The sequence below is a fragment of the Pseudotabrizicola sediminis genome, from assembly GCF_004745575.1.
Classification (GTDB): domain Bacteria; phylum Pseudomonadota; class Alphaproteobacteria; order Rhodobacterales; family Rhodobacteraceae; genus Pseudotabrizicola; species Pseudotabrizicola sediminis.
Map to the genome: position 1 here is coordinate 1 of NZ_RPEM01000008.1, position 18,087 is coordinate 18,087.

22 protein-coding genes, 1 pseudogene and 2 riboswitches are annotated in these 18,087 nt (G+C 63.7%); of the genes and pseudogenes, 13 read left to right on the forward strand and 10 right to left on the reverse strand.

Annotated elements, in window-relative coordinates; translation table 11 throughout:
* The 4 genes from EEB11_RS12360 to EEB11_RS12370 form a co-directional block, all read right to left on the reverse strand.
* A partial coding sequence (locus EEB11_RS12360; RefSeq protein WP_135431808.1) for a heavy metal-binding domain-containing protein occupies positions 1 to 323 on the reverse strand: 323 nt, incomplete at its 3' end.
* 218 nt (positions 324 to 541) lie between these two features.
* Positions 542 to 928 carry a DUF302 domain-containing protein gene (locus EEB11_RS12365; protein ID WP_135431810.1) on the reverse strand — a complete coding sequence of 129 codons (387 nt, stop codon included), beginning with the start codon at positions 926 to 928 and terminating at the stop codon, positions 542 to 544.
* Between the two features lie 15 nt (positions 929 to 943).
* Positions 944 to 1,060, reverse strand: coding sequence for an SHOCT domain-containing protein (locus tag EEB11_RS20515; RefSeq protein ID WP_494338051.1), 117 nt, complete (start codon positions 1,058 to 1,060; stop codon positions 944 to 946).
* A gap of 76 nt (positions 1,061 to 1,136) precedes the next feature.
* Entirely contained in the window at positions 1,137 to 1,646 is a 510-nt protein-coding gene (locus tag EEB11_RS12370; RefSeq protein WP_135431812.1) for an EF-hand domain-containing protein, read from the reverse strand.
* Positions 1,647 to 1,827: 181 nt separating this feature from the next.
* Here EEB11_RS12370 and EEB11_RS12375 point away from each other — a divergent pair, with 181 nt between their 5' ends.
* Together EEB11_RS12375 and EEB11_RS12380 are read left to right on the forward strand one after the other, a co-directional pair.
* Entirely contained in the window at positions 1,828 to 2,553 is a 726-nt protein-coding gene (locus EEB11_RS12375) for a response regulator (RefSeq protein WP_435531110.1), read from the forward strand.
* Positions 2,550 to 3,953, forward strand: a complete 1,404-nt coding sequence (locus EEB11_RS12380) for an ATP-binding protein (protein WP_135431814.1) — start codon at positions 2,550 to 2,552, stop codon at positions 3,951 to 3,953. The genes EEB11_RS12375 and EEB11_RS12380 overlap by 4 nt, the downstream gene beginning before the upstream one ends.
* Before the next feature lie 264 nt (positions 3,954 to 4,217).
* On the opposite strand, the gene EEB11_RS19560 is transcribed toward EEB11_RS12380, so the two are convergent.
* The 3 genes from EEB11_RS19560 to EEB11_RS12390 all read right to left on the reverse strand — a co-directional run bounded on the left by EEB11_RS19560 (position 4,218) and on the right by EEB11_RS12390 (position 6,567).
* Positions 4,218 to 4,373 carry a hypothetical protein gene (locus EEB11_RS19560; protein ID WP_167852730.1) on the reverse strand — a complete coding sequence of 52 codons (156 nt, stop codon included), beginning with the start codon at positions 4,371 to 4,373 and terminating at the stop codon, positions 4,218 to 4,220.
* Positions 4,374 to 4,997: 624 nt separating this feature from the next.
* Positions 4,998 to 5,825 carry a hypothetical protein gene (locus EEB11_RS12385; RefSeq protein WP_245298892.1) on the reverse strand — a complete coding sequence of 276 codons (828 nt, stop codon included), beginning with the start codon at positions 5,823 to 5,825 and terminating at the stop codon, positions 4,998 to 5,000.
* A gap of 16 nt (positions 5,826 to 5,841) precedes the next feature.
* A complete protein-coding gene (locus EEB11_RS12390) occupies positions 5,842 to 6,567 on the reverse strand; it encodes a HupE/UreJ family protein (RefSeq protein ID WP_135431816.1) in 726 nt (241 codons plus the stop codon).
* Positions 6,568 to 7,046: 479 nt separating this feature from the next.
* Here EEB11_RS12390 and EEB11_RS12395 point away from each other — a divergent pair, with 479 nt between their 5' ends.
* The 4 genes and pseudogenes from EEB11_RS12395 to EEB11_RS19975 form a co-directional block, all read left to right on the forward strand.
* Positions 7,047 to 7,304, forward strand: coding sequence for a metal-sensing transcriptional repressor (locus tag EEB11_RS12395; RefSeq protein ID WP_135431818.1), 258 nt, complete (start codon positions 7,047 to 7,049; stop codon positions 7,302 to 7,304).
* Complete coding sequence (locus EEB11_RS12400; RefSeq protein ID WP_135431820.1) at positions 7,305 to 8,612, forward strand: MFS transporter; 1,308 nt, start codon at positions 7,305 to 7,307, stop codon at positions 8,610 to 8,612.
* 98 nt (positions 8,613 to 8,710) lie between these two features.
* Positions 8,711 to 9,190, forward strand: a complete 480-nt coding sequence (locus EEB11_RS12405) for a DUF411 domain-containing protein (protein WP_135431822.1) — start codon at positions 8,711 to 8,713, stop codon at positions 9,188 to 9,190.
* Between the two features lie 82 nt (positions 9,191 to 9,272).
* Positions 9,273 to 9,706, forward strand: a pseudogene (locus EEB11_RS19975) (transposase); the annotation flags it as partial.
* Between the two features lie 406 nt (positions 9,707 to 10,112).
* On the opposite strand, the gene EEB11_RS12415 reads toward EEB11_RS19975, so the two are convergent.
* Positions 10,113 to 10,670, reverse strand: coding sequence for a histidine phosphatase family protein (locus EEB11_RS12415; protein WP_167852731.1), 558 nt, complete (start codon positions 10,668 to 10,670; stop codon positions 10,113 to 10,115).
* Positions 10,671 to 10,879: 209 nt separating this feature from the next.
* On the opposite strand from EEB11_RS12415, the gene EEB11_RS12420 reads away from it, so the two are divergent.
* The 7 genes from EEB11_RS12420 to cobD all read left to right on the forward strand — a co-directional run bounded on the left by EEB11_RS12420 (position 10,880) and on the right by cobD (position 15,708).
* Positions 10,880 to 11,086 (forward strand): CbtB domain-containing protein, encoded by a 207-nt coding sequence (locus EEB11_RS12420; protein WP_135431828.1) that lies wholly within the window; start codon positions 10,880 to 10,882, stop codon positions 11,084 to 11,086.
* 12 nt (positions 11,087 to 11,098) lie between these two features.
* Positions 11,099 to 11,827, forward strand: coding sequence for a CbtA family protein (locus tag EEB11_RS12425; RefSeq protein WP_135431830.1), 729 nt, complete (start codon positions 11,099 to 11,101; stop codon positions 11,825 to 11,827).
* Positions 11,828 to 11,831: 4 nt separating this feature from the next.
* Positions 11,832 to 12,476, forward strand: coding sequence for a hypothetical protein (locus tag EEB11_RS12430; RefSeq protein WP_135431832.1), 645 nt, complete (start codon positions 11,832 to 11,834; stop codon positions 12,474 to 12,476).
* Positions 12,473 to 13,318, forward strand: a complete 846-nt coding sequence (locus tag EEB11_RS12435) for a propanediol utilization protein (RefSeq protein ID WP_135431834.1) — start codon at positions 12,473 to 12,475, stop codon at positions 13,316 to 13,318. Before EEB11_RS12430 ends, EEB11_RS12435 begins: the two co-directional genes overlap by 4 nt.
* 85 nt (positions 13,319 to 13,403) lie before the next feature.
* The gene (locus tag EEB11_RS12440) at positions 13,404 to 13,610 is read left to right on the forward strand and encodes a hypothetical protein (RefSeq protein WP_135431836.1); all 207 of its coding nucleotides are present in this window, start codon (positions 13,404 to 13,406) and stop codon (positions 13,608 to 13,610) included.
* A gap of 166 nt (positions 13,611 to 13,776) precedes the next feature.
* Positions 13,777 to 13,970: riboswitch (cobalamin riboswitch) on the forward strand.
* A gap of 44 nt (positions 13,971 to 14,014) precedes the next feature.
* Complete coding sequence (gene bluB, locus EEB11_RS12445; protein ID WP_135431838.1) at positions 14,015 to 14,710, forward strand: 5,6-dimethylbenzimidazole synthase; 696 nt, start codon at positions 14,015 to 14,017, stop codon at positions 14,708 to 14,710.
* The gene (gene cobD / locus EEB11_RS12450; protein ID WP_135431840.1) at positions 14,707 to 15,708 is read left to right on the forward strand and encodes a threonine-phosphate decarboxylase CobD; all 1,002 of its coding nucleotides are present in this window, start codon (positions 14,707 to 14,709) and stop codon (positions 15,706 to 15,708) included. The genes bluB and cobD overlap by 4 nt, the downstream gene beginning before the upstream one ends.
* Before the next feature lies 1 nt (position 15,709).
* Here cobD and EEB11_RS12455 read toward each other — a convergent pair whose 3' ends face one another.
* Both EEB11_RS12455 and cobO read right to left on the reverse strand, forming a co-directional pair.
* Positions 15,710 to 17,155, reverse strand: coding sequence for a cobyric acid synthase (locus tag EEB11_RS12455; protein WP_135431842.1), 1,446 nt, complete (start codon positions 17,153 to 17,155; stop codon positions 15,710 to 15,712).
* Positions 17,156 to 17,159: 4 nt separating this feature from the next.
* Positions 17,160 to 17,816: a cob(I)yrinic acid a,c-diamide adenosyltransferase gene (gene cobO / locus EEB11_RS12460; RefSeq protein ID WP_135431844.1), complete on the reverse strand. Its 657-nt coding sequence runs from the start codon at positions 17,814 to 17,816 to the stop codon at positions 17,160 to 17,162.
* Between the two features lie 42 nt (positions 17,817 to 17,858).
* Positions 17,859 to 18,084: riboswitch (cobalamin riboswitch) on the forward strand.
* Positions 18,085 to 18,087 lie beyond the last annotated feature (3 nt).

Genomic DNA, 18,087 nt, shown 5'->3' on the forward strand with positions numbered 1-18,087 from the left:
AGCTCCTCGCTGGGCTCATCCGACGGCACCATCGGCTCCAGTGCCATGCCGCAGATCGGGCAAGCCCCCGGCGCGTCGCGGATGATCTCTGGATGCATCGGGCAGGTGTACTGGACGTTGGCCGGGGCGGCCTTTTCCCGTCCTGCGGCACGGCCCGAAGCGTAGAACCACGGATCGGCCTTGAACTTGGTCTGGCAGTTCTCAGAGCAGAACTGGAAAGCCTCTGCACCAAAACTCTCGGTCCGCGTCTCTGGCTTAAGGCTCACCGTCATGCCGCAGACAGGGTCGATCGCTGTCGGCCCGGCAGGATCAGGCATCCCCATGCGGNGATCGCTGTCGGCCCGGCAGGATCAGGCATCCCCATGCGGCTTTCAGGCATCTCGGTGCCTACATGGGTATGATCTGCGTGCGGGTCTGATTTGGACATGGCGTTCTCCTTGTCGCGGTCAGTGCCGCGTGAAGACCGGTGCACGGCCCTCTAGTACCAGGGTGCGCCTTCCCAGTGCGGGAGGGTCAAGCGCGGATTGCGCCGCAGGGCAGATCAGATCGCTGCGACAGCCTTGGCCAGCAGATCGCGCACCTGACCTGCGACGCTGTGCAAAGCGGTGTTGTCGATGGCCTGCATCGAGGCCACCGGATCGACGGCGCTGACCTCAACCCCGCCCTCGACTTCGCGCAGGATCACGTTGCAGGGCAGCATCGCCCCCACGCGCGGTTCCATCCCGATCGCTTCCAGTGCCATCTTCGGATTGCAGGCACCAAGGATGCTATAGGCTGGCATATCCACATCCAGTTTCTTCTTCATCGTCGCCTTGACGTCGATTTCTGTCAGAACACCAAAGCCCTGCGCGGTCAGTGCGGCACGGGTCCGCGCGTCGACCGCATCAAAATCCGCGCCGGTGATCAGGCGGTTGATTGTATAATCCATCGGGTTTCCATTCGTTTATTTCCGCAGGTATTTGACCAGCGCCGCAATCACGAGGCCGACCAGCACAAGGATGACGATCATCCAGAGCCAGCCAAAACCCATGCCCACGCCCATACCATAGCCATTCATCATCACAGCCTCCTGATCTGTGTTGGGATTTCTGCCGCCAACCGGACATTTGTCCGGTTGGCGGCGGGAAAGCCGCGTGTCAGTTGTTGCCCATCATGCCGTGACCCATGCCCGGCATGCCGCCCTGCTGCCCGCCCATATGGCTTTGCATCATCTCTGCCATGGCAGCCATTTCGGCATCGGTTACCTGCCCGTCGCCATCGGCGTCGTGCATCTGGAAGGCGCGCACGGTCATTGGCCGCATATGGGCTGCATGCATCACTGCGAATTCCTCCAGCGACAGGGTGCCGTTGGCATCGGTGTCATAGGTCTTGAGTTCGGCCTGAATGCCCGCCGCCATTTCCTCGGGGCTGAGCGTGCCATCCTTGTTGGTGTCGAACGTGGCCATGGCATAGCTTTGGCCACCCCCCATCATACCCATTCCACCACCCATCATGCCGCCATGCTGGCCCATGGTGCCCTTCATCGTGCCACCATGCTGCATATTGCCATGCTGCATCTGACCCTGTTGGGCGACGACCGGCCCGGCAACAGCGGCGATACCAAGGGCGGCTGCGGCTGCGAGGGCGAATTTTGTCGAGCGATTCATTCTGTCTCTCCTGGACTGGATTGCGATAGCTGCAATCTGGGGGTCAGATGTCCCACAGGTTTGTCAGGGGAACGCCTGTTTTGTATCAATCTGTCGCAAGGACGGATGCTGAGAGAGCTTTGCGACAATCTTCTGTCCGCAATGCCTGCAGGTTCCGCTAGGGTCGCCATCAGGAGACAAGATGATGACCCAGCCGCCCCATATCCTGATCGTCGATGACCACCGCGAGATCCGCGATGCGCTGGTGAAGTATCTGGAAAAGAACGGCATGCGCGCGACCTCTGCCGCCGATGCCGTCGCGATGGATGCCGCGATGAAGGTGGGGCAGTTCGATCTGATCGTGCTGGATGTGATGATGCCGGGCGAAGATGGCCTGTCGGTCTGCCGCCGCCTTCGCGCACAGGGCGACATTCCGATCCTGATGCTGACGGCGTTAGGGGACGAGACCGACCGCATCGTCGGGCTGGAGGTTGGCGCCGATGATTATCTGCCCAAACCCTTCAACCCGCGCGAGTTGCTGGCCAGGATCAAGGCGATCCTGCGCCGGTCTGACCGGGGGGAAGTGGTTGGCGGCAGCCTTGCGGGGCACAGGCTGGCTTTTGACCGCTGGGTGCTTGATACCGACCGCCGGACCCTGACTGACACAGATGGCACCGAGGTCGCATTGACCACTGCCGAATTCCGCCTGCTGACCGTCTTTCTGGAACGGCCCCGCTTCGTGCTCAGCCGCGAGCAATTGCTTGATCTGACCTCGGGTCGCGCGGCGCAAGTGTTCGACCGCACGATCGACAACCAGATCAGCCGTCTGCGCCGCAAGATCGAGGTCGATCCGGCCAGGCCCGCGCTGATTGCCACAGTCTGGGGCGGCGGCTACAGCTTGGCCGCCGATGTAAGGACATTGCCATGAGCCTGCGCCCCGCCCTTTTGCGCAGACTGTTCCCGCAATCGCTTGGCGGGCAGCTGCTGGTCATGCTGCTTTTGGCGCTGGCCATCACGCATGGGCTTGGGCTTCATTTGTTGACGGACGAGCGGAACCGCGCGGTGCGCGCCGCGCTGGGGCTTGAAGCGGCTGGGCGAGCCGCCAATGTGGTTTTGCTTCTGGACAGCGCCCCAGCCGATCTGCGCCCGTCCATCCTGCGGGCAGCAGATTCGCCTCTGGTCAGGTTTGAGATCGGGCCAGAGCCGGAAGCACTGCATGACAGCGCCGACTCGGACGTGGTTTTGCGCCAGATCCGCCAGATCCTGGGCGAGGCGGAACGCGACGTCCGCGCCGATGTTCATGCCCCCTCCCCCGTGTCCCTGCCGATGCCGGACGGTGTTCCCGCCAACATGCGCCCGATGCACGATGCAATGATGGCCGGGCGGATCGAGCCCGTTGAACTGACGCTTTCCATCCGGCTGGCGGGGGGCGACTGGCTGAATGTCAGCACCATGTTCCATCGTCCGGGCTTGCAGTTGTCACCGCAGGCCCTGTTGCCGCTTGTGTTGATGGCGGTGGCAGTCGCGCTGGTGGCATGGTGGACCGCGCGGCGTGTCGTCGGCCCGATGCGGGCTTTGGCGCTTGGCGCTGACCGGCTGGGCCGCGGCCTTGATGTCGAAGCGCTGCCGCTGTCAGGGCCGACCGAGGTGCGCGAAACCACGCAGGCCTTCAACCGGATGAAAGACCGCCTGACCCGTTTCGTCAACGAACGCACGCATATGCTTGCCGCCCTGAGCCACGACTTGCGCTCGCCCCTGACCGCCATGCGCCTGCGGATCGAGATGCTCGATGACACCGAGGACAGCCTCCGGCTGAAAGCGCTGGTCGAGGAAATGCAGGCCATGGTCGAGGCCACGCTGGAATTTGCGCGAGGGGTCGCCAAGGCCGAACCCCCTTCTGATGTCGACCTTGCGGTATTGCTGGCAAATCTGGTGGGCGATGTCGGCGGCGAAAGGGCAACGCTGGTCCCGTCCCCACCCCTGCCCGTTACCATCCGTCCCACGGCGCTGAACCGCGCGTTGCGCAACCTGATCGACAATGCGGTGCGCTATGGCGGCTCGGCGCAGGTGGCCTTGGCGCAAGAGCCGGGCACAGCGATCATCACCATTGCAGACAAGGGCCCGGGACTGCCGGAAGATCAGCTTGAGGCGGTGTTTGAACCCTTCGTCCGCCTTGAACAGTCCCGCAGCCGCGATACCGGCGGCGTCGGCTTGGGCCTCGCCATCGCCCGGACCATCATTCAGGCACACGGCGGCAGCGTGAAGCTGCGCAATCAGCGCAAAGGCGGGCTTGAAGCGGTCGTGACCTTGCCGACGGGATCGGCGTGAACAGCTTTGCCGTTTTGCGCGCAGGATCTGGTTCGGGTCGTCGGTTTCGACCACTTCGACAATCTGGCTGACAGGGAGCCAGCCGGTCGGGATTTCGATCAACAGATCGCCAGGATCGCGTGTCGTGCGATCTTCGTCCTCCGGCGCAGCACCACGTCAAAGCAGCTATTGCCATCAACGATCCGCGAAACGATGCACTCCTTCGGCGTGTTCATCCAGTTCCGCGCGGCCCGTCCGGCACCCGACCAGCACGACCTCGGCCACCTAATTCATCGACCGCTCTGCCATCAGACCGTTGCGCTGGCTTTCTTCCGGCGAAATGCCGGGGCTGAACAGCATGCTGAGGGTCAGTGTGCCCTCGCTTAACGGCGGCAGGAACGCGCGTGGCAGCTGCGTGGCGAAACTGTGCGATGTGGTCACCGCCGCCAGAACCCCGGTGATCAGCAGGCGCCGGTGCCAGAAGAACCGGCAACCCGGCCAGCGTGCGCTTGATGGTCAGCAACCGATCCGCCAGGCGCCATTCAGTCGCATTGCGGCGTCCCCCCATCAACAGACCGGCTTTGACGCAGGACGGCCTCGTGACAGTAAACCCGTTGGCGCGCAGGAGTTTGGCGACAAGCGACAAGATCTCGCCGTCATCATCGACGACGCGGATTTTCCCTTTGGTTGCTTTACCTGTGGTCGGCTGCAGCAACATCTGTCTTCTATGTCACCTTTGTCCTGCGCTGACCGGCATTCGCACACTACGACACCGCTGCACGATTGTATCGATTTGTTGCAGCATTCTCAACGGCGGGAGCCTTCTGCCACAGGATTTGGTCGTGGTCCCCACGCCATAGCATGATGCGGCTCTTCGGGGTCAGGTGCGGGTGTGAAGGCGACCAAGTCCCCGAAAAGGCTGCGGTCGCGCTTTTGGACACCAATCTGACTGGCACATTTGCAACCTGAAGCGCGGACCGCATGGGTGAGCTTTTGCGCACCACACCGTCTGCGCACCCTGACCCATTGTTCGGCAGGCGAATGAACCGCCTGCCGCATTTTTTGTCAGGGGGCCTTCATCTGAGCATACTCGCCACCCGTTTGCAGCGTGACCGTCACAGGCGCGTCCGAGCGGTTGCGCCAGAACCAGCCGTGGTTGCCCGTGAAGGCGGCAACCAGTTCGCCGGTCTGCTCTGGCACGGCACGGCCTTGCTCATAACTCAGGTTCTGCCCGCCACCATCGCCATGCAGGTCAAAGTTCACCGCGCCGCCATTCGCCGTCCAGTAGAAGAGGGCGACCTGGCCTGCTTCCATCGCCAGCTTGACCTCGATCCCCTCACCGGGGTTCAGCGTGTAGCTGACCTCGTCGCGCCATTCGGGGGCGACTGCTTCTGCGACGGCAGCCTCAATCGGGTCAGGGGAAGCCGGGGCGACGTCCTCTGGCGCGGGGTCGGCCGCCAACGGGGCCACGGTCGCGGTATCCTCAGGACTGGGCCGTGTGCCGATGACCGCCGATATCGCGGCAAGCTGGGCGTCGATGCGGTCCAGCCGTGCGATGATCTCGGGTGCTGCGGCCACAGTTTGCGGCGGTGGCAAGGGTGGCGCCACAGCTGCGGCCTGTGCGTCCGCCTCCGCCTCGGCCTCAAGTTGCTGCTTGATCTCGCCCATCTCGGTCAGGCCGGTCAGGGCGCCTACGCCGGTCGGGTCGATCCCGTATTCGGCGGGCAGCCAGAAGAAGGTAAGGATCGCGCCCGCCCCACCCGCCGCCAACAGAGTTGACCGGATCAGGCCCCCCGCAGAGGCGGGCACTGATTGCACACCGGGTGATGCGAATGCCGGTTGGCGGGGTTCGGCCCGCTGGGAGGCATTTTGAGAGTCAAAACGACTGGTCATGAGTTGCGCCCTCCTTTCAGGCGACGAAATAGCCGGTGAACTGCAGGCCCATCAGGGCAAAGCCAGCCACCATCATCAGAACGTTCGCGGCATAAGCCTGCCGCGCAAAGGCGGGGCGCGCGCGCCACTGGGTCATTGCCAGCAGGATCAGCGCCAGCGCCATCAACTGGCCAAGCTCAACGCCCAGGTTGAACGCGATCAGATTGCCCAGAAGACCATCGGCCGAAATCTCGTATTCCTGAATCTTGGTCGCCAGACCAAAGCCGTGCAGCAGGCCGAAAATCAGCGTGGCGGCCTTGGTGTTCGGTTGCACGCCGAACCACAGCCGGAACGCGCCCAAATTGTCCAGCGCCTTGTAGACCACAGAAAACGCGATGATCGCATCGATGATGTAGGCGTTGATCGAGATCTGCCACCAGACGCCCGCAATCATCGTGACCGAATGACCGATGGCAAAAATGCTGACATAGGTGGCGATGTCCTTGGCGCGGTAGAGAAAAAAGATTACCCCCGCGAGGAACAGCAGGTGGTCATAGCCGGTGACCATGTGCTTTGCACCAAGGTAGATGAACGCGATGGGGCGAAAGCCCGTCACCTCCTGCACATAACCCGCATCGCCTTCGGTGACGTTGTGGGCCAATGCTGCACCGGCAAGCAGCAGGGATGCGAAAAGGGTGCACAGGGCGCCAAGGGCTGGCCACGGCACCGGACGGCGCAAAAGCGCCCGGACGTTGGGTATCATATCGTTGATCCTGACTGATATAACTGTCTGACTGCCCTTTGGTGCGGGCGGCGGTTCAGGTCATCCTCAAACGTGGCGGCCGTCGCGGGCCCTCTCGGATCGTGCTTTGCGCACGCATCCCGTCTGGCCGCAAGGTACGCTCGGACGGGGCATGATGCTCTGTGCCGGGGGATGTCAGGACGACCACGCTCACATGGTCATGGTCACCAGAGTCGTGATGGCCACTGGGCAAGTCATGCCAATGGCCGTGCGTGGCGTGAAAGGCGCGATATTCGGCTTCGGCCATCAGTGCGCCAGGACCATGCTTGACTGCCTCAATTGCAGGCGCTGCGGCCAAGGATAGCGCCATGACAAGGGCCGCACAAAGCGCCCAGATCCTGCCCCATCCTGCCGACTGGCTCTGCATTGCCTTGTCCTTTGGGGATGAACTCCCCTGTTCGTTGCTTGCGCGATCCCCCTCGGGGGGATACGCTTTCGTTATGTCAGAACCACATGCCCATGCAAGCCACCCTGCCATCGCCGCCCGGCTGAAACGCGCCGAAGGGCATCTGCGGCGGGTGATCGGAATGATCGAGGAGGGTCGGCCGTGTATCGATCTGGCCACGCAACTGCACGCCGTCGAACGCGCGGTGGCCGAGGCGAAGCGGGCGTTGATCCATGATCACATCGACCATTGCGTGACAACCGGGGGCGAACACGATCTGGCCGAAATCAAATCCCTCACGAAACTGCTCTAGATGCTGAAAACCCTGCGCAACCCGGCCTTTCGCCACCTTTTCGCCGCGCAGATCGTAGCCCTTTTGGGCACTGGTCTGGCCACAGTGGCGCTGGGGCTGCTCGCCTGGCAACTCGCAGGCGATAATGCCGGGGCGGTTCTGGGCACGGCGCTGGCCATCAAGATGGTGGCATATGTCCTGCTTGCCCCGATTGCGGCGGCAGTGGCCGAACGCTTGCCGCGACGCACCTTTCTGGTGGCGCTTGACCTTATCCGCGCCGGGGTGATCGCCTGCCTGCCCTTTGTCGATCAGGTCTGGCAGATTTACGTGCTGATCTTCTTTCTTCAGGCGGCATCGGCGGGGTTCACACCGGCGTTTCAGGCTGTCATTCCGGATGTGCTGAAGGACGAGGATGACTATACCAACGCCCTCTCGCTTTTGCGGCTGGCCGAGGATCTGGAACAACTCGCCTCGCCCATGATCGCGGCGCTGCTGCTGACGGTGGTCAGTTTTCCAATTCTGTTTGCGGGCACGGTGGTGGGATTTTTCGCCTCGGCGCTGCTGGTTGTGACCGCGCGGCTGCCGGACCGGGTGCGCGGCGAGAACAGCCAGTTTTGGGCAGACGTCACCAAAGGCATCCGCATCTACACCCGAACGCCCCGCCTGCGTGGGTTGATGGTCATGGAGGCCGCCGTCGCCGCTGCCGGGGCGATGGTCTATGTCAACACGGTCGTTCTGGTGCAGGCACGGCTGGGTCTGGGTGAGCAAGCCGTCGCCCTTGCCTTTGCGGGTTTTGGCGCGGGGTCCATGCTGGCGGCCTTCCTGCTGCCGCGCATGCTTGAACGTCTGGCGGATCGGCCGGTGATGATCGGCGGCGCGGCCCTGATGGTGGCAGGCGTGGCACTTGTGCCGCTGGTGGGCGGTCTGACCAGCCTGATTGCATTGTGGGCGCTCATCGGTTTTGGATTTTCGCTGACGCAGACGCCGATTGGCCGCATCATCAACCGTTGCGCCCGTGAAGCCGACCGGGGCGCTGTGTTTGCCGCGCAATTCGCGCTCAGCCATGCCTGCTGGCTGGTGACCTATCCGGTTGCCGGATGGGTTGGTGCGGGGGCGGGGCTGTCTGAAGCCGCGTTGCTTCTGGCCGGCATTGGCGCGCTTGGGCTGGTTGCCGTGCTCAAGATATGGCCTGCTGAGGTTGACAGCGTCCTGCCGCATGACCATCCGGACCTGCCGCCAGATCACCCCCACATTTCACAGCATGGTCCCCATCATTCACATGCCTTCGTGATTGACGACCTTCATCGCCGCTGGCCAAAGGCGGCCTGACACAATGGCGTGACCGTGTGCATTGTGCTCATTGCAGGTTGGATGGAAAGGACCCAAAGTATAGGGGAAGTTCTCCCGCCAAGACCGGATTTTCACAGATGCAACAGACACGCCTGACCCGCCGCACCGCCCTGTTTTCATTGGCTGCAGGTCTTGTGGTCAGCCTGCGCCCCGCAACCGCCGATATCACGCAAGCGTCAATCCGCGTGGTCAAGGATCCAAACTGCGGGTGCTGTACGGCGTGGGTCGAGATCCTCGAAGCCGACGGTTTCAACGCCACCATCGAACTGCTTGAGTACGATGCCCTGCAAGCCCACAAGGCCGCCAGCGGCATCCCGCAAAACATGGCATCCTGCCACACAGCGCACGTGGACGGCTATGTGATCGAAGGCCACGTGCCCCCCGCCGACATCCGTCGCCTTTTGGCAGAACGTCCCGAAGCCGTCGGCCTTTCGGTGCCGGGCATGCCCTACGGCTCGCCGGGCATGGGGCCTGAGACAGAGCGCGAGGCTTACGTCGTCTACTTGATGCTGCGCGACGGAAGCACCGAGGCTTTCAGCGCGTACGCCGCAGCGTAAGCGGAACTGCCTGAGTGACATGTGGTCGGAGGCAACGGGCCCGCCGCTAAGTGTCTGACCTGCAAATGGATTTTCTCTCCTTCTGCGGCCAGAGCGGCGTGAGGCATGCGCTAAGTGTACCGATCTCTTCCGCAAACACGGCATGTCGAAGGCACGCTCTATGCCTGGCAGGCGAAGTATTCCGGAATGACAGTGTCAGAGGCCAGGCGGCTAAAGGCGCTTAAGGACGAGAACGCCAAGCTGAAGCAGCGGCTGGCCGAGCAGATGCTCGACATGGCCATGATAAAGGAACTGCTGCCAGACAAATGGTGATGCGCGAGTCTGTTGCGCATCTGAAGACCATCTCGGGCTGTCGGAACGCCGGGCGTGCCAGATTGCTGCGCCGGGTCGGAAGATGGTGCGATACCAGTCGCGTGGGGCGCCTGACACGGCGCTGCGGGGCCTGCTGTGCCACCTGACCAGTGAACGGCCCCGGTCGGATATCGGCGGCTGTTCGTGCTCTTGCGCCGTAAGGGGGGAGCTTTCCGGGATCTGGCGCAGCAGGCTGGCGTAATCGGTCATGGTGCCACCGTCGCCCCGGTTGATCTGGTCGGGATGGGTGTCGAAATGATCAGGGGGCGGTGGTGCGGCAGTTTGTCATGGCCTGGTCTCCGGGGCTGAATTGCATCCTTCCCATAAACCCGGAATCGCTCAATGCGAGGGTAAGATAAACTGACAAATATTAGATTTACTATTTATTTACAATATCTTGATGTAATTCAATCGCTATGGGCGGATCGATCAACCAGACAGCGTCATGCGCGCGTCAGGCAGAACTGATGGGTACCAACCTAAAACGCGGCTCATTTAGCGGCAAAGCCACTTTTTATGTCGGCGGCATGGGCGCGTAAGACAGTCACTTCACTTGCAGATGACGGGCCATTCAGCCTGCACAGTTCAGCCGCCTGAGCGCCCACCTGCGACCGTCGTGGCGCAGGTCGGTTACAGTTCCGGGTGCAATGTCAATCAACCAGAACGCAGTGGGCGGTGCGCCAAGAACGCGGCACACAATTGACCGGATGACGGCTGAATGAGTTATGGCCACCACATGATTACCGTCACTGGCAACACGGTCCAGCCAGGCCGCCATCCGGTCCGCCAACTGATCACGACTTTCTCCACCATGATCGCGGAATGCAGGTTGGTTGACCCAGAGCTCCAAAGCTTCGGGGGTCGACTGCGCAACTGCCGCAATTTCAATCCCAGACCAGCGCCCGTGATCAAGGTCGCGCAGGTCAGGCTCGACGCGCGCCTGAAGTCCGAAATGCTGCGCCATCTGAAGGCATGCCGCCATCGGGCTGCAAATGCAGTGTCGGCTGCGCCACCCTGCGGGTGCCATCATCGGCACCTTGTTGTCCAACAGGGAGTCGTCTGCCGGAAAAGCCGCGCGCAGCGACGCTGTGGTCGCCCCATGCGACACAAGCGTTAGAACAACTGTCATCAAGTCCCCATCAAAGCCCGATTTCACGACCGGAACGCGCCAAGCGATTGACTTGTTCAATCGTAACATGCCATCTCTGTGACTTGAAGATCAGAAAGAAGTCGGTGAAAACCCGGCACGGTCGCGCCCCTGTATTCGCTTTTGCGAGAGTCAGACCTTTTTGTATCCGATCAACCCTGAGTGGGACGCGAAATCCCGAGGAGACAGATATGACACCTGCACTTGCCACAGATGTTGCCGTTGCCCCGCTGCCGGCGCGCGAGGTCCTGCCATGGGCCCTTTTCGGCATCCTGATGCTGGCGTTCGCGATCTATTTCGTTGGTGCCGAACAGGGCGCTTCGGCCGTGGTGCAGGGCGACATGATCCACGAATTCATGCATGACGGCCGCCACCTGCTTGGCTTTCCCTGCCACTGACAGGAGCGTGACATGACAGGTGCGCTTTTGCTGCGCGGCATGATTGTCGGCGTTATCGCCGGTCTTTGTGCCTATGTGTTCGCGTTCATCTTTGGTGAACCACAGGTTGATCTGGCCATCGCATTTCAAACCGCCGTGAGCGGCGGGGCGGACGAAGGGCTGCCTGCTGTCAGCCGTCAAACGCAGGCTGGCATTGGTCTGGCGGTTGGGCTTGTGGGGTATGGGGCGGCCGTCGGGGGCATTTTTGCGCTGGTGTTCGCTCTGACCTATGGCCGGCTGTGCGCGGTCAGGGCGCGTGGCATGGCGGCGCTGCTTGGTCTGGCGGCATTCGTGTCAACCGCACTGGTGCCGCAGTTGAAATATCCTGCCAATCCGCCCGCCGTGGGCTTGGCAGAGACAATAGCGGCCCGCACGACGCTGTTCTTTCTGATGCTGGTCTTGTCGGTGATCTGCATGGCGGTGACGGTGCTGATCGCCAGACGCCTGTGGCGTGAACGCGGCGGCTGGTCGGCAAGCATCATCGCGGGGACGGTGTTTTTCGGTCTGACCGCAACCAGTTTCCTTGCCCTGCCGTCAGTGAACGAAATGCCCCCAGGCTTTGATCCCGCGGTGCTCTGGAACTTTCGCGTGTCTTCGCTGGGCATCCATGTGGTACTTTGGCTGATCCTCGGGCTTGGGTTTGGCGCAGTGGCGGAACGCCTTCTGGAAGGGCGGCAGGTCAGGCGGCCTGCTGCCGTCTGATCCGATGCTGTGGCAGTACGCCAGAACGACAACGGCGCACAACCGCGTGCGGCGGCTGTTGCGCGGTGTCGTCTTGCTGGTCGCCCTGCAGACTGGGTCCGCCAATGCGCATGTGTCAGGCTCGGGCAACGTGCCCGTTGCAGGCGTGCCGATCGTAGAGATCACGCATGGCCAGATGCCAGTGATCGCCCGCCATGGGTCTGACATTCTTGCTCTTGCCGCACGGCAGCCTGTGACGACAGCAGATTTTCAGCGGGTTCTGAACTACGCCAAGATCCAGCGGGCCTATTGCTTGTGGGGGCTGGTCCCCGGCAGCATTTCGGACGAGTTCAGTCCGTTCAATGCCTGTTCCCACGCCTATCTGGCGGCGATGCGCGACCTGCTGCTGCGAATGACCGCCGAGGGCGGAACGCCTGCCGCTGTCGATCTGGCACGCCGGGTGGACACAGACATGATCGCGTCGTCCACGGCGTTGGAGTTTTGCAACTACAGCGCCACACCCTATGACACGGCGACAGTGGTGCAGCCCGTTTTGACCGACATGGTGGGTCATCCTGCAACTGTCGCCAGCCTTGGCGGCTTGGGCGGGTTTCTGATCTTGGCCGCAGCAATGTTTGTCCGCTGGTCCGCCAAAGCCGCAGTACTTTGACCGCAGCACGACAGGATTCTTGTGCCAACGGCGCGCCCGCGCGGGCGCTGCATCTGTCTGGGCATTTTGGCGAATGGATGCAGGGACGGCTTGGCCCCGGTGGCCCGGTGGTTCTGATTACCCTGCCCTGCGCAGTGCTGGGTGTCACCGCAAGCATGGATGCGGGCGCGCAAAACCTGCGGGGGGCCGGTCTGGACGGCCCGCACGGCGCCGCCGCCGCGGCTCGGTTCATTGCATATCTCGGGCTTGACCTGCCGTATGGCGTCAGGGTGCAGGCGTGCGCCGAGGCCGGATTGGGCACCGGAGTTTCCACTGCCAGTCTGCTGGCGCTGGCACGGCTGGCCCGCTGGCGGGGTCCGGCATCAATGCTGGCGCGGGCCTGTCTGCGGGCAGAGGGCGCGTCAGACCCGCTGATGTCGCGCAATCCCGAGCGGCTGTTGTGGGCCTCGCGCCAAGGGCGCGCGCTGGCACGGTTGCCCGCCCTGCCCGCCTATGAGGTGATCGGCGGGTTTTTCGGGCTGCCGCGGATCACTGACCCGGCCGACAGCGCCTTTCCCGATATCGTGGACCTCGTCCCTTTGTGGAAGGCCGCACGCGATCTGGAAGGCTTTGCCGCGCTGGCAAGCGTATCGGCACGACGGAGCCTGGACCTTCGTGGCCCAGCGCAGGATCCGACCGCCGATCTGGCCAGCAGGCTGGGCGCGCTGGGGTGGATCATCGCGCATACCGGGGCGGCGCGCGGCTTGATCTTTGCACCGGGCCGGGTGCCGGATCACGCGGCACAGGCGTTGCGGGACGCAGGCATGCGGGGCATTTTGCAATTCAGCGGCGGGCGGGCATGAGTTTTGCGGCGATGATGGTGGTTGCGACGGCGATCAACGCGGTGGCGGGCGGGCCGAGCCGGTTTTACCGCGGATCGGGCAGTCGGTGACTTGGTTCTGCCGTCGCGCTCCTCGCCATCAGGCGTTTGGCTGGGCCTCTGCGCGTGTCGTCGACGGGGGAACCCTGATCCCTGCCCGGCTGGGCGAAGTGATCGATGCCGCCGTGTCGGCGCGCCCGCTTGCGACGCTGGCCTGCATGGGCCGCGATGGCCGGGGCGTTGGGGATGCGGCTGTCGGGGCCACGGATTTATGAAGACCACATCGCAGACGAACCTTGGGGCAACGTCGGCTCTGCCGACCTCTTGCCCTGCGATTTGCGCCGGGACCTCGTGCTCTGTCGCCGTCCCTTGCCGGCCTGTATCGCTCTGATCGATGTGGTTGCGGCAAGCATTGGGCGATTGCGTCCCCCCGGCACCGACAGTAGCGTGTTTTTGTCTGGTGTCAGCCCGGCGCGGATTGCGCTGGGGTGAAGAATCGGGAACGCGGTGCAACTCCGCGACGTGCCCAACGCTGTAAGGTGGACGGGGCTGCAAGATGCCACTGGCCCCGTGCCGGGAAGGTGCAGCCCTGGTTGATACCAAGTCAGAAGACCGGCCAGACGCAACCGGGCTGCCCGATGGTCAACGGGCAGTCAGTGTCCGTGACAGGGGATTTGTCATGCAGCCACCCGTTACCCCCGCGCCTGCGGGACCGTTCAGTGCAGCCGAACAGGCCGCCGTTTACCGCGCGATTGAAACCCGCCGCGATGTACGCAGCCAGTTCACCGACCGCCCGGTCGATGACGCAACCCTGCTCCGCCTGTTGGAGGCGGCGCATCACGCACCCTCGGTCGGGTTGATGCAGCCGTGGAATTTCATCGTGATCCGCAGCCTGACGGTCAAGGCGCAGGTGCATGCCGCCTTTGCCCGTGCAAATACAGAAGCCGCGGCGATGTTTGCAGCCGACCGGTCCGCGCTTTACGCGTCAATCAAATTGCAAGGCATCACTGATGCCCCGGTGAACCTGTGCATCACCTGCGACCGCAGCCGGGGCGGGCCGGTGGGTTTGGGGCGCACCCATAATCGCGACATGGATCTGTATTCGACGGTGTGCGCCGTGCAGAACCTGTGGCTTGCCGCGCGGGCCGAGGGCATCGGCGTCGGCTGGGTCAGCATCTTTCACGAGGCAGAAGTGCGCGACATCCTGGGTCTGCCAGAAACTGTCGTGCCGGTGGCCTATCTGTGTCTGGGCCATGTGGACGCCCTTTATGAAGAGCCCGAGTTGCAGGCGCGCGGTTGGGCCCGGCGGCTGCCGCTGGCGGATCTGATCTTCGCCGACCGCTGGGGGCAAACCGCGCCGGATGCAGCCCAATGACCGTCGGCGGGGATCATGGCGGCGAGGATCATGGCGGCCAAGATCACGGCGGCAACATCGACGCGGCCATCGCGCGGTTCGGGGCGGGGGACTGGATTGATCTGTCCACCGGGATCAACCGGCGGGCCTATCCGCTGCCCACGCTGACGCAAGATGCGTGGCGCGGCCTGCCAACCCATAGCGCGCAAGCGGGGCTGGTCGCGGCAGCCGCGGCGGCGTGGGGGGCTGCGCCAGGGTTGGCAGGGTTGGCCCTGGGCGGCGCGCAGGCGGCTATTCAAATGGTCCCGCGCCTGCGGCCTGCGGCGACCGCAGGTGTGTTGGTGCCCACATACAACGAACACGCCGCCTGCTTGCGCGCCTGCGGCTGGGACGTGCAGGGTTGTCATGCGCTAGACGATCTGGCGGGAGCCGATCTGGCTGTGGTGGTCAACCCGAACAATCCTGACGGGCGGTGCTGGAGCGCAGAAGCGCTCATCGGGCTGGCCGGACGCGTGGGGCTGCTGGTGGTGGACGAAAGTTTTGCCGATGCGCAGCCCGCACTGTCGCTGTTGCCGTTTGCCTGCCCTGCCAACATTTTGATCCTACGGTCGTTCGGCAAATTCTATGGGCTGGCCGGGCTGCGGCTGGGGTTTGCATTTGGCGCGCCACCCCTGATCGACGCTTTGGCGCGGATGGCCGGGCCTTGGCCCGTCGCGGGGCCTGCCATCGAGATCGGAAGGGCGGCGCTGGCCGACACCGCCTGGGCCGATGCGATGCGGGTGCAACTGTCCGCCGACGCAGTGCGCGCCGACCGACTGGCGCAAGGGGCGGGCTGGGCCTGTGTGGGCGGCACCGCGCTGTTTCGGCTTTATGACACGCCAGACGCCACCAGCGCCCGCGACCGGCTGGCCCGCCATCACATCTGGAGCAGGATCTTCCCCTACTCCCCCCGCTGGCTGCGCCTTGGCCTGCCGGGCCCGGAAGATGAATGGCAACGCCTGACGGCTGCGCTGGCCTGAGTCAACGCGCCAGCGCCAGCAACCCCGGCACATCCAGATGCGCCTCGACGTGGTCAGCCAGCGCATCCAGCGCCGCCTCGACCGATGCGCCGTGCGACCGCAGCGGGGCCGCAATCCCCAGACCGTGTAGAAACGCCGTGCGGAAGGCATCCGACGCGAACAGCCCGTGCAGGTAGCTGCCGGTCACCCGGCCATCGGCGCTGATCGCCCCCTCGGCCCGGTCCTGCACATGGGCAAACGCCCGCGCACAATCAGGGCCATCGGTGCGGCCGATGTGGATCTCGTACCCCGCCACCGCAAGCCCGCTGGCCGCATGCACCGCTTGAACCCGCGCAAGGCGTTTGTCCGGCGTCATCACCGTCGCCACGTCCAGCAGGCCCAGACCCGCCGAAGCCCCCGCCGCGCCCTCGATCCCGTCGGGGTCGTCGATCACCCGGCCCAGCATCTGATAGCCGCCGCAAATGCCAAGCACATGCCCGCCGCGCCGCACATGCGCCGCCAGATCAATGTCCCAGCCTTGGGCGCGCAGAAACGCCAGATCCCCGCGCGTCGATTTCGACCCCGGAATGATCACCAGCCGCGCCGCAGCCGGAATCGGTTGCCCCGCCTGCACCATCACCAGTTGCACGCCGGGTTCGGCTTTCAGCGGGTCCAGATCGTCGAAATTGGCAATGCGCGACAGGGTCAGGCAGGCGATCACCACACCATCGCCTGCAGGACCCGAGGCGATGTCCAGCGCATCTTCGGCGGGCAGAAGATGGGCCTGACCAAACCACGGCACCACGCCGAAACCGCGCCAGCCGGTTCGGGCCTCAATCATCGCATAGCCGTCGTCAAACAGACGCGGATCACCGCGGAACTTGTTGATTAAAAATCCTGCGACCATCGCGGCATCTGCGGCATCAATGACCGCTTGCGTGCCGACGATCTGCGCGATCACCCCGCCCCGGTCGATATCACCCACCAGCACCACTGGCACGTCCGCCGCACAGGCAAAGCCCATGTTGGCAATGTCACCGGGCCGCAAGTTGATCTCGGCCGGGCTGCCCGCACCTTCGACGATCACCAGATCGTATCCCGCCCGCAACCGCGCGAAACTGTCCAGCACGGACGCCATCAGCGCGGGCTTCATCGCGGCGTAGTCGCGCGCCCGCACGGTGGCCACGCGCCGCCCTTGCACGATGACCTGCGATCCCACATCGGTTTCAGGCTTCAGCAGCACTGGGTTCATGTCCGTGACCGGGTCAATCCCGCAAGCCAGCGCCTGCAAGGCCTGAGCGCGGCCGATCTCACCGCCGTCGACCGTCACGGCGGCGTTGTTGGACATGTTCTGGGGCTTGAACGGGGCTACTGTCAGACCGCGACGCCGGGCCGCGCGGCAAAGGCCCGCCACCAGCATCGATTTGCCGACGTTGGACCCGCAGCCCTGTATCATCAGTGCGGCCATGGGGTCAGAACTCCACGCCCGGCTGGCCCTTGATGCCCGACCGGAAGGGGTGCTTGACCAGCGTCATCTCGGTGACCAGATCCGCCGCCTCGATCAGCGCGTCCTTGGCGTTGCGCCCGGTCAGGCAGACATGGGTCAGGGGTGGCTTTTCATCGCGCAGAAACGTCAGCACCTCGTCAAGATCAAGGTAGTCATAGCGCAGGGCGATGTTGATCTCGTCCAGCAGCACAAAACGGATATCGGGGTCCCGGATCAGCTCCTTGGCCTTTTCCCAGCCCCGCCGCGCCGCTGCGATGTCGCGCGCCTTATCCTGAGTTTCCCAGGTAAAGCCTTCGCCCATCGCGTAAAACTGACAGATGTCGGCAAAGTTCTCCTCGATCAGCCGCCGCTCGCCAGTGTCCCAGGCGCCTTTGATGAACTGCACCACTGCACAGGGCATGCCGTGGGCGATACAGCGCAGGATCATGCCGAACCCGGATGAGGATTTGCCCTTGCCCGCCCCGGTATGCACGATAATCAGGCCCTTCTCGCCCGCCTTGCCCGCCATCATCTTGTCGCGTGCGGCTTTGATCTTGGCCATCTTGGCGGCGTGACGGGCCAATTCAGCTTGGGCAACGTCGGCATCCGGGATTGTCAGGGGGGTGTCGCTGCTGTCTGTCATCTTGCCCTTCCTTTTCCTTGACTCTGCCCATGCCTGTGTCACAGGTGGGGCAATATTGCTGGTGCCTGTCCTATGGCAGGCTAAAAGGGAATGCGACAAGTTTTGCGACACTCGCGTTGCAAAGCCAAGCGCAGCCGCCCCCGCGACCGTGACCGGAAAGGTCTGTCCATGCCACTGGCCGCAAGGCTGGGAAGGCGGCCAGAGCGCCGAAACCCCCGTGGTTCCGATATCCGCAAGCCGGGAGACCTGCCAGCGATCGAACTGAAACGCA